General features: G+C 36.2%; 18 protein-coding genes. 8 read left to right on the plus strand and 10 right to left on the minus strand.

The annotated features are described in order from the left end of the window. Positions 1-40: 40 nt before the first annotated feature. The 4 genes from M666_RS12040 to M666_RS12055 all read right to left on the minus strand — a co-directional run bounded on the left by M666_RS12040 (position 41) and on the right by M666_RS12055 (position 3578). The gene (locus tag M666_RS12040) at positions 41-1024 is read right to left on the minus strand and encodes an NADP-dependent oxidoreductase (protein WP_029446045.1); all 984 of its coding nucleotides are present in this window, start codon (positions 1022-1024) and stop codon (positions 41-43) included. A gap of 6 nt (positions 1025-1030) precedes the next feature. After that, entirely contained in the window at positions 1031-1444 is a 414-nt protein-coding gene (locus M666_RS12045; RefSeq protein ID WP_029446046.1) for a DoxX family protein, read from the minus strand. A gap of 32 nt (positions 1445-1476) precedes the next feature. After that, positions 1477-2523, minus strand: coding sequence for an alpha/beta hydrolase (locus M666_RS12050; protein WP_226989907.1), 1047 nt, complete (start codon positions 2521-2523; stop codon positions 1477-1479). 149 nt (positions 2524-2672) lie between these two features. Beyond that, the gene (locus tag M666_RS12055) at positions 2673-3578 is read right to left on the minus strand and encodes a DUF1338 domain-containing protein (RefSeq protein ID WP_029446048.1); all 906 of its coding nucleotides are present in this window, start codon (positions 3576-3578) and stop codon (positions 2673-2675) included. 67 nt (positions 3579-3645) lie between these two features. Here M666_RS12055 and M666_RS12060 point away from each other — a divergent pair, with 67 nt between their 5' ends. The 7 genes from M666_RS12060 (at position 3646) to M666_RS12090 (ending at position 10548) form a co-directional block, all read left to right on the plus strand. Continuing rightward, the gene (locus M666_RS12060) at positions 3646-4533 is read left to right on the plus strand and encodes a LysR substrate-binding domain-containing protein (protein ID WP_029446049.1); all 888 of its coding nucleotides are present in this window, start codon (positions 3646-3648) and stop codon (positions 4531-4533) included. Positions 4534-4755: 222 nt separating this feature from the next. Continuing rightward, positions 4756-5424 (plus strand): bifunctional 4-hydroxy-2-oxoglutarate aldolase/2-dehydro-3-deoxy-phosphogluconate aldolase, encoded by a 669-nt coding sequence (locus M666_RS12065; RefSeq protein ID WP_024480265.1) that lies wholly within the window; start codon positions 4756-4758, stop codon positions 5422-5424. Between the two features lie 111 nt (positions 5425-5535). Beyond that, complete coding sequence (locus M666_RS12070; protein ID WP_029446050.1) at positions 5536-6249, plus strand: carboxylesterase family protein; 714 nt, start codon at positions 5536-5538, stop codon at positions 6247-6249. Between the two features lie 38 nt (positions 6250-6287). Further along, positions 6288-8006 (plus strand): GMC family oxidoreductase, encoded by a 1719-nt coding sequence (locus M666_RS12075; RefSeq protein ID WP_029446051.1) that lies wholly within the window; start codon positions 6288-6290, stop codon positions 8004-8006. A gap of 4 nt (positions 8007-8010) precedes the next feature. Then, the gene (locus M666_RS12080; protein ID WP_029446052.1) at positions 8011-8727 is read left to right on the plus strand and encodes a gluconate 2-dehydrogenase subunit 3 family protein; all 717 of its coding nucleotides are present in this window, start codon (positions 8011-8013) and stop codon (positions 8725-8727) included. 98 nt (positions 8728-8825) lie between these two features. After that, positions 8826-9611, plus strand: a complete 786-nt coding sequence (locus M666_RS12085; protein ID WP_226989908.1) for a M15 family metallopeptidase — start codon at positions 8826-8828, stop codon at positions 9609-9611. Positions 9612-9624: 13 nt separating this feature from the next. After that, entirely contained in the window at positions 9625-10548 is a 924-nt protein-coding gene (locus tag M666_RS12090; RefSeq protein ID WP_029446054.1) for an alpha/beta hydrolase, read from the plus strand. 3 nt (positions 10549-10551) lie between these two features. On the opposite strand, the gene M666_RS12095 is transcribed toward M666_RS12090, so the two are convergent. Genes M666_RS12095 through M666_RS12105 form a run of 3 tightly spaced genes read right to left on the minus strand, consistent with a single transcriptional unit; the run spans position 10552 to position 13483 of the window. Next, positions 10552-11730 (minus strand): THUMP-like domain-containing protein, encoded by a 1179-nt coding sequence (locus tag M666_RS12095; RefSeq protein WP_029446055.1) that lies wholly within the window; start codon positions 11728-11730, stop codon positions 10552-10554. Between the two features lie 7 nt (positions 11731-11737). Further along, positions 11738-12838, minus strand: a complete 1101-nt coding sequence (locus M666_RS12100) for an AI-2E family transporter (RefSeq protein ID WP_029446056.1) — start codon at positions 12836-12838, stop codon at positions 11738-11740. 3 nt (positions 12839-12841) lie between these two features. Continuing rightward, complete coding sequence (locus tag M666_RS12105; RefSeq protein ID WP_029446057.1) at positions 12842-13483, minus strand: DUF4159 domain-containing protein; 642 nt, start codon at positions 13481-13483, stop codon at positions 12842-12844. A 40-nt stretch (positions 13484-13523) separates the two neighbouring features. On the opposite strand from M666_RS12105, the gene M666_RS12110 reads away from it, so the two are divergent. Further along, positions 13524-14285: a DUF1223 domain-containing protein gene (locus tag M666_RS12110; RefSeq protein ID WP_025614761.1), complete on the plus strand. Its 762-nt coding sequence runs from the start codon at positions 13524-13526 to the stop codon at positions 14283-14285. Between the two features lie 27 nt (positions 14286-14312). On the opposite strand, the gene M666_RS12115 is transcribed toward M666_RS12110, so the two are convergent. From M666_RS12115 to tsaD, 3 genes are read right to left on the minus strand one after another with little or no spacing between them, the layout of a single operon-like run. Further along, complete coding sequence (locus M666_RS12115; protein ID WP_029446058.1) at positions 14313-15029, minus strand: 16S rRNA (uracil(1498)-N(3))-methyltransferase; 717 nt, start codon at positions 15027-15029, stop codon at positions 14313-14315. 12 nt (positions 15030-15041) lie between these two features. Further along, positions 15042-15380, minus strand: a complete 339-nt coding sequence (locus M666_RS12120) for a TfoX/Sxy family protein (protein ID WP_029446059.1) — start codon at positions 15378-15380, stop codon at positions 15042-15044. Next, positions 15380-16417, minus strand: a complete 1038-nt coding sequence (gene tsaD / locus M666_RS12125; RefSeq protein ID WP_025614762.1) for a tRNA (adenosine(37)-N6)-threonylcarbamoyltransferase complex transferase subunit TsaD — start codon at positions 16415-16417, stop codon at positions 15380-15382. Before tsaD ends, M666_RS12120 begins: the two co-directional genes overlap by 1 nt. Positions 16418-16507: the final 90 nt, after the last annotated feature.

Raw genomic sequence — 16507 nt, forward strand, 5'->3', positions numbered from 1 at the left:
GTAGTTGCTTTTATAATTTCTAGAAGGTAGTATTCTTAGATTACGTAAGGCTAATAATTACTTTTCCTTTTGCGCTACCCTCCGCTAAATATTCATAGGCAGAAACACCATCTTCAAATGGGTAAATTAAATCTATAATAGGTTTTATAGCTCCGGCATCTACCATTGTTGCAACGGTTTGTAATTGGGCTGCGTTTGGTTGCATCCAAGTAAGCTTGTAAGTGGCAGATTTTTTTTCTATTAACTGCGCTAACTTTTCTGGAAGCGTGTAATCTGTCATTCCCATTTGCTTTGCTGTTTCTTCATCTGGCGGCCCAACAATACTCGTTACGCTCCCGCCGTCTTTAATAATGTTAAAGGCATCAAGTGTATAGTCATTTCCTAAGGTGTCAAAAACAATATCTAAATTTTCAGCAACCGCTTGGTAATCTTCAGTCTTATAATCTATAACACGGTCTGCACCTAGGGCTTTTACCCAATCTACATTTTTAGTACTGGTGGTGGTATACACAATAGCTCCTTTAATTTTTGCATATTGGATAGCAAAACTCCCGACACCGCCAGACCCCGCATGGATCAAAATTCTATCGTCCTTTTTAATACCTACACGTTCTAGAGCTTGCATTGCAGTAAGGCCGGCTAAAGGCAGTGCGGCAGCTTCTTCAAAAGAGCTATTTTGTGGTTTTTTGGCCGCGTAATTAACGTTAATAGCTACATAATCGGCTACGGTGCCCATTTGCTCCTGAGGAACCCTAGCGTATATTTCATCACCAAGATCAAAATTTTGAACGTCATCGCCTAGTGCCATCACAATACCACTTACGTCATATCCAATGGTGGTAGGTAAGTTTAGAGGAACCATATCTTTTAAGTGTCCTTCGGCTAGTTTGTAATCTATAGGGTTTAGCGAGGCTGCTTTAACTTCTACTAAAATATCATTGGCCTTAATTGCTGGTTTTTCTACTTCTTGTATAGATAGACTGTCTTTTAAGGTTCCGTATTGTATTATTTGTAATGCTTTCATAATGTGTTATTTTTTAGCGGTTCTCCAAGATTGCCATGCACCAGTAGACCAAAGTACCCATGCAATGAGCACAGGTTGAAAAAAGAGTCTTATTAATCGGGCTTTATCTGAGTTTAGAGCACCAAAGGCATCTTTCTGATTTAAGTATTGCGCAATATTTCCTGGGAATACTAAGATAAAGAATAAGGCAAGAATCCACCCTATAGTTGTTTTATGCTGGGTCCATAGCAATAAGGCAAGACCTAATGCTATTTCTACAAAGCCTGACGCTACCACAATAAAGTCCTTACTTATAGGAATAAAGTCAGGTACTTGGGCTTGAAAATCTATCCGATTAAAAGTTAAATGGCTATAGCCAGCGTATATCATAAAGAGTGCTAATAGTACTCTGAATATATGTTGTAAAGATGTTGTTTGCATATCTTTTGCATAGGTACGGCGGTATATAGTATTTAGTGCGTCCTATTAAAATTAGTATTAATCCAATCGAATAATACCTTATAAACGGCTTCTCGTACTGGTTTTTTTGATAAAATTAAGTCGTGTAAGCCTTTTTTTATCTCCACTACGGTAATACTGCCTTTTAATTTGTTGGCGTATTTTTTAATGTGATCTACACGCAAGACGGCGTCTCCTTCTTGGAATTTTTCAGACCAATTTTTTTCATGAACAGTAGTGCTGCTATGCAGTATAAGAGTAGGAATACCTATAACTTGTTTTCTTCGGATGTTTTTTTGAGCAGTATAGATGGCAGTGATAAAACCTAAATTTATTTTGGGCACTTCATGAGGTTTCCACGTCAAAGAATAGTCCCATTCGCCATGACTCTCTGCATGGATACTTTTTCCATAATTTCCAGAAGGTATTCCTGAAATACGAATATTAGGAAAATAGTGACCTAGGAAGGCAACAACAGGAACTACCAGTGTTCTAGTAAAATACCCTAAATTAAACTCATAAAACGGACTGTTGCCTATCAAGCCATGAAATAAAGTACTGTGCAAATGGTTTGCCGCATAATTGGTGGTAATGAGTCCGCCAGCAGAATGCCCCATTAAAAGTACCTGATGATTGTTTTCTAATTTGATGAGCTGTAATGCCTGGTGTATTTCTTCATCATATTCTGATAGAGCGCGGACATTATTAAATTTTTGATGCTTCAGGTAAGACCTTCCATATTTCCGCAAGTCTAGTGCGTAGAAATTATACCCATGATCATTAAAGTTTAATGCCATTTCTCTCTGGAAGAAATAATCATTAAAACCGTGAACATATAAAACCGCTTTTTCAGATGTTTTGTGCGTAGTACTGCGAATTAAAGTAGCGATAACTTCTCCTTCATAATCAGGGGGGAATTCTAGCGTCAATCGTTCAAATCCATCACCCAGAATATCAGGTATATAGCTGCTGTTTTTTAAGGGAACTTCTTGACGCATCGATCTTAATTTTTCTATAAAATAGGAACTTCCTTTTACATCTAATTGCAGTAATAATGCCACAGGTGCAAAGCTGACAAAATTTCTAGTTGTGTGTATATTTGGCGTATCGTAAAAAGTACATTTTTGCCATATGTATGACTAGGATGCTACAAAAAAAATCCCTTGAGTTACATCAAGGGATTTTTGTGGGTTCAAGTAGTCTTAATCTTTTATTTTTTTGTCTGCTCGTTATACGTGCTTTCAAATATTTTATCGGCATTGGCAGATTCAAAGCCATCACGCCTTTGCTGGCGTGTAAAACTAGTAAGTCCTTTAGCGGCAAATTCAGGCAGTGGTAAACGCTCGGCAAACTCTACATAGCTTCCAGATATATTATAGACTTCTCCGTTGGTGAATGTTGCGTCAAATGTTTTGGCCACCGTACTACTTTGTTTTAAGAGTCCGTCTGGACTTACTTTAATTTTACCTCCGGCGGTATTTAGTTTAATGTCTAAGCCTTCAAGAAAGGCATTAAATTTTTCTACTGTGTTGTAATTGTCAGGTAAGTCGTGTACACTAATGGTGTAATGATTTAAATAGTAGCGGTTGTAAATAACCCAAGCCGCATACTCGCTTTCAGCTGCAAGTGCTAAATAATCTGGTAGGGTAGGGAGTTCCCAAAGTGCTTTGTGAAAAAAAGATCCTACAGCTTCAGTAGCATCTAAGTCTAATGCGTCTACAGGGTCACTAGTGATGTGTTTTGTGTATTTATAGATGATTTGTTGCGTTTGTTCAGATAAGTCTTGAACGCGCAATTCACTCATGAAAATCCTTGGTAGGTGATCTGCTGGAGGGGCATACCAGTAGCCGTCTAACTTTTTTCCTTCGAAAAAGTAATAGTCTTTTTTTTCATAACCATAGTGCAAAAATATCTTTTCAAAAGAAGTGATCCCCAAGTGTGGTACTCCTAATGTTCTAAAAGCAATATGATCATTAATAATTTCGCGCTCTTCAGTAATTATACCCTCGGCAATCATTCCATTAGTAACTTTTAAAACATCAGGGACGCTATTTCTATAGGGAATAAATAAGGCTTCTAGTATAGCCTCTAAGGCTTTTATTTTAGATGTAACCATAGCTAAGTTTATTTTTAATCAAAAATAAGTGTACTTTTAATTTGAAACAATTCTTATTAAGTGTTAAATGATAAGTAAAACAAATCAATTAGAATTTAGATTGCTTCGTTACTTTCTGGTGTTGGCAGAAAATTTGCACTACACGCAGAGTGCGGAGCTTCTCTTTATATCACAATCTGCATTAAGTCAGCAAATAAAACAGCTGGAAGCAATTCTTGGCCGTCAATTATTTAAGAGAACCAATAGAAAGGTAGAACTCACTACGGCAGGCACCTTGTTTGTAACGCAAGCAAAACAGATACTAAAACAAGTAGATGATGCTCTTGCACATTGGCATTCTCAGTTAGCAGGAGAAGAAGGCCAGCTTACTATTGGTTTTGTGGGTTCTGCAATGTACCGCTATTTGCCGCCAATAATTAAAAAATACAGTGCATTGCACCCTAAGATTAATTTGAAATTAGAAGAGCTTATTAATAAAGAGCAATTAAGAGCGCTGGAAAATGACACGCTTGATGTTGGTTTTATGCGCTCTAATTCGGTGACTTCTAATATGCAGTTGAAATTGGTGTATCGGGAAAATTTTTCTTTAGTATTACCGGAAGATCATGCTATTGATACCAGTAATTTCAAGAATATTGGAGCGCTTTCTGAAGAATCTTTTATTCTGTTTCCTAATGAGAATAGTCCGTTGTATTACCAGCAGATCTTGAATTTATGTGCAGAATATGGCTTCAGTCCTAAAATTTCTCATAAATCTATTCACGGGCCTACTATTTTTAAATTGGTAGAAAATAAAATGGGCATTGCAATTGTGCCAAATTCTTTGCGAGACGACTTTAATTATAAAATAAAATTTATAGAATTAACTAATGTCAGTCATACCACATCCCTTTTTGCGGTATGGAAGAAGGCGAATGAAAATGCCGCCCTTCATCAGTTTTTAGAGCAGTTGTAATTTTCTAAGATTCCAGAAGGGTATCTTGCTATTTCATTTTTTATACGATAGATAATCAAAATGTGAATTTTTAAAATTATTGCGTTTTTATTGGTGGTTAATCGTTTAAATAAAAATTATAAATTGTACATTTGAATTCAATTTAACAACAAATAAAATTATAAGTAGGTTGATTTTAATTTGATTTCAGCCTAGTTTTAAAACTAAAACTATATTTAAAAAATGGCACAGTACACTCGAATTGAAGTAGCGAATGTGATGAAGGAAAACGGAATGGTTCCTTTATTTTATCATCCTGATGTTGAGTTAGGAAAAAAAGTATTAAAAGCAGTTTATGATGGTGGGGCTCGTTTAATGGAGTTTACGGCTAGAGGAGATTTCGCTTTTGAGGTTTTTTCTGAATTAAACAAGTATGCAATCAAAGAACTTCCTGGAATGATCTTAGGAGTAGGTTCTATTACAGATGCAGCTGCAGCTTCTATGTTTATGCAAATGGGTGCTAACTTTATCGTTACTCCTTCATTACGTGTTGATATTGCAAAAGTATGTAACCGTAGAAAAGTATTATGGTCTCCTGGTTGTGGTTCTTTAACAGAAATAAATGCTGCTGAAGAATTAGGATGTGAAGTTGTAAAACTTTTCCCTGGAGATTTATATGGTCCTGGATTTGTAAAGGGAATTAAAGGCCCACAACCATGGACAAGCATTATGCCTACAGGTGGTGTAAGTACAGATGAGGCTAACCTAAAAGGTTGGTTTGATGCTGGTGTTACTTGTGTAGGTATGGGATCTAAACTTATTAGCAAAGAAGTCTTAGCAAACAAAGATTATGCTGGTTTGGAAAAAACAGTTAGAGAAACATTAGCTTTAATCAAAAGATTAAGAGCGTAAGTTTTACATAGAAACAACTACAACCACTAAGCCCTGCTCAATTTTGTTGATCAGGGCTTTTTTTATGCAGCCACGTGTCTTTTTTGTAACTTTTCCTTTTTAAAATGCTACATGATTAAAATAATGAAAATTACAGCCCTATTATTTTTTACTTTTCAAATGCTATCCTGTGCTAGTCAATCTACCGTTATAGAAGGGCATCTTGAAACTGTAGTAACAAAACCAATGGATTATTATCTGTATTACCCAGAAGACTATGAGGTACAGACAACAAAAAAATACGGAATTCTTTTGTTCTTACATGGCTCAGGAAGCATCCCCAAGAAAGGACAAGAAAAAATGCCTCCACCAGATGCCTTGATAGACGGTACTGAATATCCATTTTTAATTCTTGTGCCACAATTACAAGAGCCTACAAAAATGTGGAATACAGAAGCTGTAATGCAATTGTTGGATACCGTGGTTTCGAAAAACCGAATAGATGAAAAAAAAATATATCTAACAGGGCTGAGTCGTGGTGGAGCTGCGGCTTGGGACTTAGCTATAGCATATCCTGAAAAATTTGCAGCATTGGCGGTTGTTTGCGGAATGGCACCAACACCTTATGCGCATTGGATGGACAAAAATTTACCCATAAAAGTCTTTCACGGAAAGAAAGATACTATTATTCCGTATGCGGAATCTGAAGAAATGGTGCATAGGCTAAAATCTTTAGGATATAATGTTTCTTTAACGAGTTATGAACATTACGGTCATGCCATTTGGGATGTAGTTTATAAAGATACAAAATTGTATAAATGGTTTAAGAATCAAAAAAAGATGTAACTTAACTCCGATAAATTAGCAACCAAACGTATCAATTTATGCAGATTATAGAAAATTCTACCATGTACGATGTCATAATCGTAGGTTCGGGAGCTGGAGGAGGCATGGCGACCAAAATTCTGGCAGAAGCAGGTTTAAAAGTAGCTGTTGTAGAAGCAGGTCCTTATTTTGATCCTGGAGCTCCAGAACAGCAAACACAACTTAAATGGCCGTATGAGTCTCCTAGAAGAGGGGCGAATACAGTTAGACCTTTTGGAGATTTTGATAGTGCCTATGGCGGATGGGATATTGATGGAGAGCCCTATACAAATGAAGAAGGGACAAATTTTAGATGGTTTAGATCTAGAATGTTAGGAGGTAGAACCAATCACTGGGGTAGAATTTCATTACGTTTTGGTCCTAATGATTTTAAACGTAAAAGTATTGATGGCTTAGGAGATAACTGGCCAATTGGCTATGAAGATATAAAGCCTTATTATGATAAAGTAGATAAGTTAATAGGGGTATTTGGTACCAATGAAGGCTTGCCTAATGATCCAGACGGGTTTTTTCTTCCCCCGCCAAAACCAAGACTGCATGAGTTGTTTTATATCAAAGGAGCTAGAAAGTCTAATATTCCGGTGTTTCCATCGCGAATGTCCATGCTTACTAAAAGAATAAATGATGAACGAGGAATTTGCTTTTATTGCGGCCAATGCTCGCGCGCATGTTCTGTGCATGCAGATTTTTCATCAGGGACTTGTTTAATTTTCCCTGCTCAAAAAAATGGCGGACAAATAGATCTTTTTGTCAATGCTATGGTACGCGAAATTACAACCAATGAAGAAGGGAAAGCCACAGGAGTCTCTTATATTAATAAAGAAGATAGGAAAGAATATAAATTAAAAGGAAAAATCGTTGTTCTTGCAGCGTCAGCCTGCAGCTCTGCCCGTATTCTTTTGAACTCAAAGAGCAAACAACACCCTAATGGTTTAGGGAATAGTAGTGATATTGTTGGAAAATATTTACATGATTCAACAGGAGGGAGTAGGTCTGCTTTTATCCCTGATTTAATGAATCGTAAAATGTATAACGAAGATGGTGTAGGAGGAATGCATGTCTATACACCATGGTGGTTGGATAATAAAAAACTAGATTTTGCGAGAGGCTACCATATTGAAGTATGGGGAGGAATGGGAATGCCTAGCTATGGGTTTGGATTTAATCACAACGATTTTAATAAATATTTCGGTATAAAAGTGGGGGGCTACGGAAACCCATTAAGAGAGGAAGTAAAAAAATACTATGGTTCTACCGTTGGTTTCGGTGGCCGTGGAGAGTCTATACCTCAAAAAGAGAATAAGTGTGCTATAGATCCTACTAAAGTAGATGAATTCGGGATTCCGGTGCTGAAGTTTAAGTACCAATGGACAGACCATGAAATAAAACAAGTAGGGCATATGCATGATAGTTTTGAGGAGATAATTCATAATATGGGTGGTACTGTTTTAGGTGATAAACCAACATTGGCCCAGAAAAATGGTATTTATGCTCCTGGAGAAATTATACACGAAGTAGGTACTACCCGAATGGGTGATGATCCTAAAACGTCTGTCGTGAACCAACATCAACAACTGCATGAGGTTGATAATGTTTTTATTGTAGATGCAGGTCCTTTTGTATCTCAGGCAGATAAAAATCCTACTTGGACTATTCTAGCCCTATCCTGGAGAACATCAGACTATATTGTAGAACAGCTTAAAATGCAAAACATCTAAAGAAATGGATAGAAGAAAAAGTATAAAATCGATTATTTTAGGTGGAGTAGCAGGTGGTTTAGCGCTCAATGGTTGTAAGCCCGAAAATGTTGAACCAACAGGAGAAAATATAGCCTTAGCTGCAGAAAAGCATTTTGGGAGAACTCCTGAGGAAAAAGAATTGATAGAAAAACTCAATGCAGAGCAGTTTTTACACCCTCATGAAATGGCAACATTAAATGTTTTGGTAGCGTTAATTCTGCCAGCTAATGAAAGTTACGGTAGTGCTTTAGATGCTGGAGTGCCAGATTTTATTGAGTTTATGACTAAAGATTATCCTAAATTTCAAACCCCTATACGTGGTGGTTTAATGTGGTTAGATCATAAGAGTAATACAGATTTTAGTGTTGAATTTATTGCAGCTACGCCTGAACAGCAAAAAACATTATTAGATGCTATTGCCTATCCAGATGTTGAGGTTCCTGAAAATGAAAGACCTTTAGAGGTTCAATTTTTCTCACTAATAAGAAATTTAACCTTGACGGGTTATTACACCTCAAAAATGGGAATTGAAGATTTAGGGTATGTCGGGAATTCTCCTAATGTGTGGGATGGGGTGCCTGAGGATGTTTTGAAGCAACATGGAATGGCCTATGAGGAAGAATGGCTAGCAAAATGTGTAGATCAAAGCAAGCGAAATACAAAAGCAGCATGGGATGAAAAAGGGAATTTATTAACCTAATATTTTGCGTGTATGACTTGCTTCCTGCTAGAGCGTTTTACAGTACCATAGGATTCGGAAATTTATGAAATAACTATATTTCAGACTTCAAAAAGGGAATGTTTAAAAACTTTCTAGTAATTTACACTCCAATTTTTGAATTATCTTTAAGTATGCAGTGGGTTAGAATTAGTTGTGTTATGGTCGTTTTTTCGTTCTTTATATCGTGTAAAGACGAACCCAAAGAAGTGGTTCAGGATACCGTTAAAGTAGTGGAAAAAGAACTAGACACAATAAAAACGGTACCGTCTAAAATTCCAGTATTACCTAAGTTAAAAAGTCTAGCAGGCTTAGCGGACACCACCTTCATTCGTTTAGCAGATTATAGTGCGGATTTTGTATATGACTTACGTTATGCAACAACCAATAATTTTTTAAAAGCTAAAGTTTACGATTGTGCGGAATGTTACACGCGTGTAAGGACCGCTAAAGCATTACTCAAGGCAAACGCTGCCTTTATGGAGAAAGGCTATAAGATTAAGTTTTATGACTGTTACAGGCCTAATTCTGTCCAATACAAGATGTGGGAGATTGTGCCAAACCCGCAATATGTTGCAAATCCTGTAAAAGGCTCCATTCATAACAAAGGCGGAGCGGTAGATATTACCCTTGTTACCATGGAAGGAGCAGCAGTAGATATGGGAACAGATTTTGACTTTTTCGGAAAGAAAGCGTATCATGATAACTACAATTTGCCAGAAGAAATATTAACCCATCGAAAAGTGTTGAAAGAAACTATGGAGTCTTTTGGCTTTTGGTCTATTAGAACAGAGTGGTGGCATTATAATTTGAGTGCAGGGAGTAATGCCAAGATTGCTAATTTTAAATGGGACTGTGAGTCTTAATCAATTATAAATTATGACAAAGATTGTGATCGGTTGTTTTTTACTTTTTCTTGAAGTAGGATTGCTAACGGCTCAAGATACGATTCTTCCCATTTGGCCTAAGGAAATTCCGAATAGAATTGATACCGATGAAAGAGAGGTAAAAGAATATAGCGAAATTTTGCGGTATAGGTTAGTTCAAGAGCCTACAATACAAGTATTTTTACCAGCAAAAAGAAGTGCTAATGGTAAGGCGATGCTTATATTCCCTGGAGGCGGTTACCAGTTTCTAGCGTATGATTGGGAGGGTACAGATGTGGCAAAATTTTTAAATGCCCAGGGTATAACAGCTATTGTTGTAAAATCTAGATTACCTAATTCCAAATCTTTAATAGAAGCACATAATGTGCCTTTACAAGATGCGCAGCGGGCAATGCGCATGACGAGAGCAAACGCTACAACATGGAACATTAATCCTAATGAAATTGGAATTATTGGTTTTTCTGCAGGAGGGCATTTAGCAGCTACATTAGGAACTCATTTTAATGAAGAGGTGTACGCTAAGCAAGACCGTATAGATGATGTTAGTGCTAGACCAGATTTTATGGCCTTAGTATATCCGGTTATTACCATGAAAGAGAAAACACATCAAGGGTCTAAAAATTCCCTTTTAGGAAAAAACCCATCGCAAGAACGGGTGGAATATTTTTCTAACGAAATGAAGGTGAGCGCCAATACACCTCCTACATTTTTAATACATGCTACAGATGATACAGCTGTGCCGGTTGAGAATAGTCTATTGTTTTATAATGCCTTAAGAGAAAATAAGGTACTGGCGTCTCTTTTTATTTACCCTGATGGCGGACATGGATTTGGACTAGGACTTCATAATGAGTTTTTAAAAGAATGGCCTAATCAATTGCTGACGTGGATTGGTTCCTTGGAAACAAAGCAATAGTTTCTATGCTTTAGTGCAGTTAAGAACAATGAGCTTATCATTTATAGCTGTGGTAAAGAATAAATACTGGTCACCACCATCCTTAATTTTAAATTTTTTACGAATAGACGCCACAGGCTCTGGGAAGTTGCGTGTCGTGATATTTGCTTTGGTAAATTTTTGCTTCTGGAGTTCTTTTTTTTGGTAGGGAAGCACAGCCGTAATCTTAAATATTCTTCCGGGAAAGTCTACTAAACGATCGGAAGTATAAAGGTGACTATGTTCATGTAATTTGTTGAGTTTAAAATGCGCTCCTACACTCTTAAAAGCACCAGATTTTAAAATAGCACTATTGGGTTCGTAAAGATAGGCTTGTGGCTCAGAGAAGCTAGAGATAGTTTCTTTTTCTGTATGGAGGTTAAACTCAAATTTTTCAGTGGCGGTCTTTGAAAGATTGACGGTTTTGATGGTAATAGCACTTGAGTAATTATGCTCTAAAATCCATAGTAATTCTTTTACATCATTTTGAAGTGCAACTACTTGAATTTCTTTTACAAACTTCAATTCACCTATTCCAATAGTAAAGTCTAAAAGGGGAGAAGTCTTGACTAAAATATGTTTAGATTTAGAAAAAAGCAGTGGTAAATTTTCAGGGACATTGGGTAGGCAATCAGCAAGGAAAAACACTTTTTCTTTAGCATCATTTCTTCGTGATGGGTCAATAAAAATCCAATCAAATAATTGCTCTGTTTTGGAGAGATATTCAAGTCCGTTTTCAGGAATGCACGTAATGTTTTTTCTGCCTAAAATTTCAAAATTATGTGCTGCAATTTTAGATAGATTTTCGTTGAGTTCACAATGGTGAATTTTGGCTATTTTTTTACTAAAGAAATAGCTATCTATTCCAAAGCCTCCTGTGAGGTCTATCAATGAATTTCCATTTACTAAATTTGTCTTATATTGGGCAGTAGTTTCCGAGGAGGTTTGCTCAATATTCAATTTGTTAGGATAGTAAATTTCAGGAGTATTAAACCAAGTAGGGAGCTTTTCTTTACACTTTTTTTTAGCTTCTAGCTGTTCTGTAAGCTCTTTTTGAGTTACTGCGGTAAATTGCTGTTTTTTGAGTAATACTGACATGATGTCAGTATTCCAATTTTTAGATATAAAATCTTGTACACCAGTGTTTAATATATTTTTATTCAAAGTAATACTATAGATTATTGGTCAATGATTTTACAAGCTTATTTTCTGATAAAAACTCTTTTAGTATCACTTTAATTACCGTGTATCCTGGTACGGCAACGATCATTCCTACAATGCCGAATAATAATCCTGCAATGATGATAATTAAGAAGATTTCTAAGGGATGAGATTTTACGCTATTAGAGAAAATAAAAGGCTGAGAAAAGAAATTATCAATGAGTTGACCTACGATCAAACCAATAATAACATAACCTGTTTTTGGAAGTATAATGGTGCTGAAATCGGCACCTAGATTGGTAGTCATGGTGAGTATGATCATGAGCACTCCTCCGATGATGGGACCAATGTATGGGATGATGTTAAATAGGGCACATAAAAATGCAATGACAATAGCATTTTCTATGCCTACTAGTAGCAGTGTTATGGTGTAAATTACAAAGAGAATAAACAACTGTAAAAGAAGTCCGACAAAGTATCTAGAAAGTAAATCATTAATCTTAAGAATAGAGTTTTTCATCTTTCCTTCCTTGCCTTTTGGCATAAACATTAAAAGTCCATTTTGTAAAAGATTGCTGTCTTTAAGAAAGAAGAAGGATATAAATAAAACAGAAAATAAACCAATACTAGCGGTGCTTAAAACATCTAAAAATGTGTTTAGGAAATTCGGAATAAATCCTACATCTAAGCCTTCTAATATGTTTTTTTCTAAGTGAGATTCTTCCAATATCTTAGTCACCTTTTCAGGAGAAGAGCTAAAGTATTGCGTAACTTGATTGTATAAATCATTGATATTTTCCTGTAATTGATCAATATCTAAAAGGGATAAGTTTTTCCCTTGCTCTGTTAATAAGGGGATAAATAAAGCAATGATTCCCGATAGTAACCCCACCATTAATAGCATGGTAATTATAACGGCTAAGGTATTGGGCGTTTTTAATTTATCACGTAAAAAAATTACAACAGGTCTGCCTATTAATGCTATGACTGCTGCAATACACAAATAGGCAATGACAGACTGTATTTGGTAAATGAAGTATAGGGTAAGTAATATAGCGGTAATGATACCGATGGCTCTTAAAATGCCCTTAGAGATAATTTTTGACGTCATTAATTAATTTTTAAAAACATATTGAATAATATTGGCGCCCATTTGTAATGCTTTTAAACGTACTTCTGGCGGATCATTGTGTACCTGAGGGTCTTCCCATCCATCACCTAAATCACTTTCAAATGTAAATAGAAGTATAAGCTTGTTTTCGTGAAAGATACCAAAAGCTTGAGGTCTTTTTCCGTCGTGTTCGTGAATTTTTGGTAATCCTTTAGGGAAACTAAAAGTTTGTTTAAAGATGGGATTCTCAGCACTTAATTCTATTAATTCTTTATCAGGAAAAACTTTGGATAGTTCTTTTTTCAAATACGGTTCCATACCGTAGTTGTCGTCAATATGTAAAAAGCCTCCGCCTAATAAATAGGTTCTCAAATTATCGGCATCTTCTTGTGAGAAAAATACATTCCCATGTCCTGTCATATGTAAAAAAGGGTATTGGAATACCTCAGGGCTATTGGCTGATACTATTTCGGGCTTTTCTGTTAATGCGGTTCCTATATGGGTGTTACAGAATTTGATTAGGTTGGGCAATGCGGTAGGGTTTGCATACCAGTCTCCGCCGCCATTGTATTTCAAAATGGCAATTTCTTGTGCGTTCATTGTTAAAAAACTAATAAAGACCGCTAAAAAGGTAAGTACTTTCATGTAAAATCGACATTCTGTATAGTTTCAAATTTAAAATATTATGAAGAATAAAGGGATATTTTTAGGATTACTTTTAATAAGTTTCGCGATAACTTCTTTTAAATCTGCGTTCAATACTAAAGAGTCTACTGTAAAATCATCAATAAATGAAAGTATAGTGGTGTTAGAATTGTATACTTCACAAGGATGTTCTAGTTGTCCTCCAGCAGATGTTTTATTGGATAAAGTGAAGAAGGCCTACAGTGAAGAGGTGATAGCGTTATCTTATCATGTAGATTATTGGAATTATATAGGTTGGAAAGACCCATTTAGTAAGGCGTTGTTTACAGAAAAACAAACGGCATATAATCATAAATTCAAAAACAAGAGCAATTATACCCCGCAAGTGGTGGTAAATGGAAAGACTCATTTTGTAGGCTCTAATTCATCAGAAATGTATGCTAATATCAATACGTTTAGAAAAGTAAAAGCGAGTAATGAGATAACTTTATCTATGGTGAAATTGGATGCAGCTACGGTAAATTTTGAGTATAAAATAACGGGTAATTTGTCTGATAAAAAATTACGGGCGGTCTTGGTTTTAGATCAGAGAAGTACGGAGGTTAAACGTGGTGAAAATAGAAATAGAACCCTAGTGAATAGCAATATCGTAGTTGCTGAAAAGTATGTAAACTTAAAAATGACTCACAGAGGTGTTCTTCAGGTCCCAGATATTGTAAAAGCAAACGATAAACTATCACTCATACTTATTGCGGAAAACAATGACTTTGATATAACTGGCGCGACTAAAGTTAGTATTTAGAGCTAATGGAAACTTAAATACTTGTTCTTAATTGACTAATTTCATGGTAGCACAAGCAAAAATGGCGGCTGTTTCTGTTCTAAGTCGGTTTTCTCCTAAAGAAACAGGTTTGTAGCCTAGTTTCAGCGCTAATGCTATTTCAGAGACGCTAAAATCTCCTTCAGGGCCAATAAGTATCAATGCATTATTACCTGGAGTTAAGCGTTCTTTTAAATCCGTTTTTTCAGTTTCTTCACAATGAGCTATATAGAATTCCTGCTCTTTGTTGTTATCAGGGTTGTTTTGTGCTATAAATGTTTTGGCGCTAATAGGTTCGTTTAATTTTGGTAGGTGATATTGCAACGATTGTTTCATGGCAGATTGTAGTACTTTTTCCATACGTTCTAATTTCAGAACTTTTCGTTCAGAATTGTCACATATAATGGGAGTGATCTCTGCAATACCTATTTCTGTGGCTTTTTCTAAAAACCACTCATACCGATCATTCATTTTTGTAGGTGCAACCACGAGATGTAATGCTGGTGTTGTCTTTTCATGAAAAGTTGCTTTAGTGATGCTAGCAGCACATTTTCGCATATCTGCACGTAAGATTTGAGCTTCAAATAGAAACCCTTTTCCGTTGGTAATGTGGAGGATGTCACCTTCTGCTTTTCGAAGAACTTTTACAATGTGCTTGCTTTCTTCGGTAGGGAAGACAAACTCAGGAGAATTTTGATCAATATCAGGGTTGTAAAAAAGTTGCATTTTTTTGTGGTATTATACTTTAGTTAGCGCGTGCTCTAACCCAAGTTCGATGTAAAATTGTAATTCTTCTTCAGTTTTTATGCCTTTTGCGCCTACATAGATATATTCTTTGATAGGCTTTTTTGTAAAGTCCATGGGGCGTACGGCTTCTTTTTTCATGGTCTCATCCATTTTTGCTGAAATAACACGTACCATGAGGTCTTGTTTGATTACGCCAATCGCCATTTTTCCTTTGTATAAAAAAACTATTCCGCCAAACATTCTTTTTTGAGTGATGGCTTCAGAAATATCTTTGGGAAAATAATGCAAAGATGCTTCAATACGCTTGGAAAGTTGCTCGTTATAGGCCATTAATTAGCAGACTCCGTAATTACATAGCGTGCCTTGGCGCTAATATTCTGATTAGAAAACTTACTTTCTTTATATTTTAGGTACCCCACAATTCCAATCATTGCGGCATTATCGGTACAGTATTCAAATTTAGGAATAAACGTTTCCCATCCGTACCGCTGCTCTGCATCAACTAAGGCTTTTCTAATGCCTGAATTTGCAGAAACGCCACCGCCAATTGCTATTCTTTTTACGCCAGTTTGTTTAACCGCTTTTTTAAGCTTAGACATTAGTATGTCTATGATAGTATATTGGATAGAGGCGCAAATATCATCTCTATTTTCTACTAAGAAATTAGGGTTCTCTTTAACCATTTTTTGACAGAAATAGAGGATGCTTGTTTTTAGTCCGCTAAAACTAAAATTGAGATCACCTACTTTCGGTTTTGGAAACGGAAAAGCTTTAGGGTTTCCTAATTGCGCATATTTGTCAATTAACGGCCCTCCAGGGTAAGGCAGGCCTAGTATTTTGGCGGATTTATCAAAGGCTTCGCCAACGGCATCGTCCAGGGTTTGCCCTAGTATTTCCATATCAAAATAATCGCGGACAAGTACAATTTGTGTATGCCCACCACTGATGGTCATGGCTAAAAAAGGAAACGCAGGCTTTTTACTATTTTCTTCTTCAATAAAATGAGCTAAAATATGCGCTTGCATATGATTTACCTCTATTAAAGGTATGTTTAAACCTAAGGATAATGACTTAGCAAAAGAGGTTCCTACTAATAATGAACCCATAAGTCCAGGTCCGCGCGTAAAAGCTATGGCGGATAACTGTTTTTTATCGATATTTGCCTTAGCTAACGCTTGATGAACTACGGGAACTATGTTTTGTTGGTGTGCTCTTGACGCAAGTTCGGGGACAACACCGCCATATTCTTCATGAATTTTTTGGGTTGCTACGACGTTACTGAGTCTTTTGTTGTTGTGTAAAACGGCTGCAGATGTGTCATCACAAGAAGACTCTATAGCAAGTATATAAATTGTTTCGTTTTCCATGCAAATTGGAATAATAATTGGAGTGCAAAGATAAAACATAAAAGTCCTATCAAAAAACTGGGTAAAATAATAGTTCGCTTCCTGCTGGTA

The sequence above is a fragment of the Cellulophaga baltica 18 genome (assembly GCF_000468615.2).
GTDB lineage: Bacteria > Bacteroidota > Bacteroidia > Flavobacteriales > Flavobacteriaceae > Cellulophaga > Cellulophaga baltica.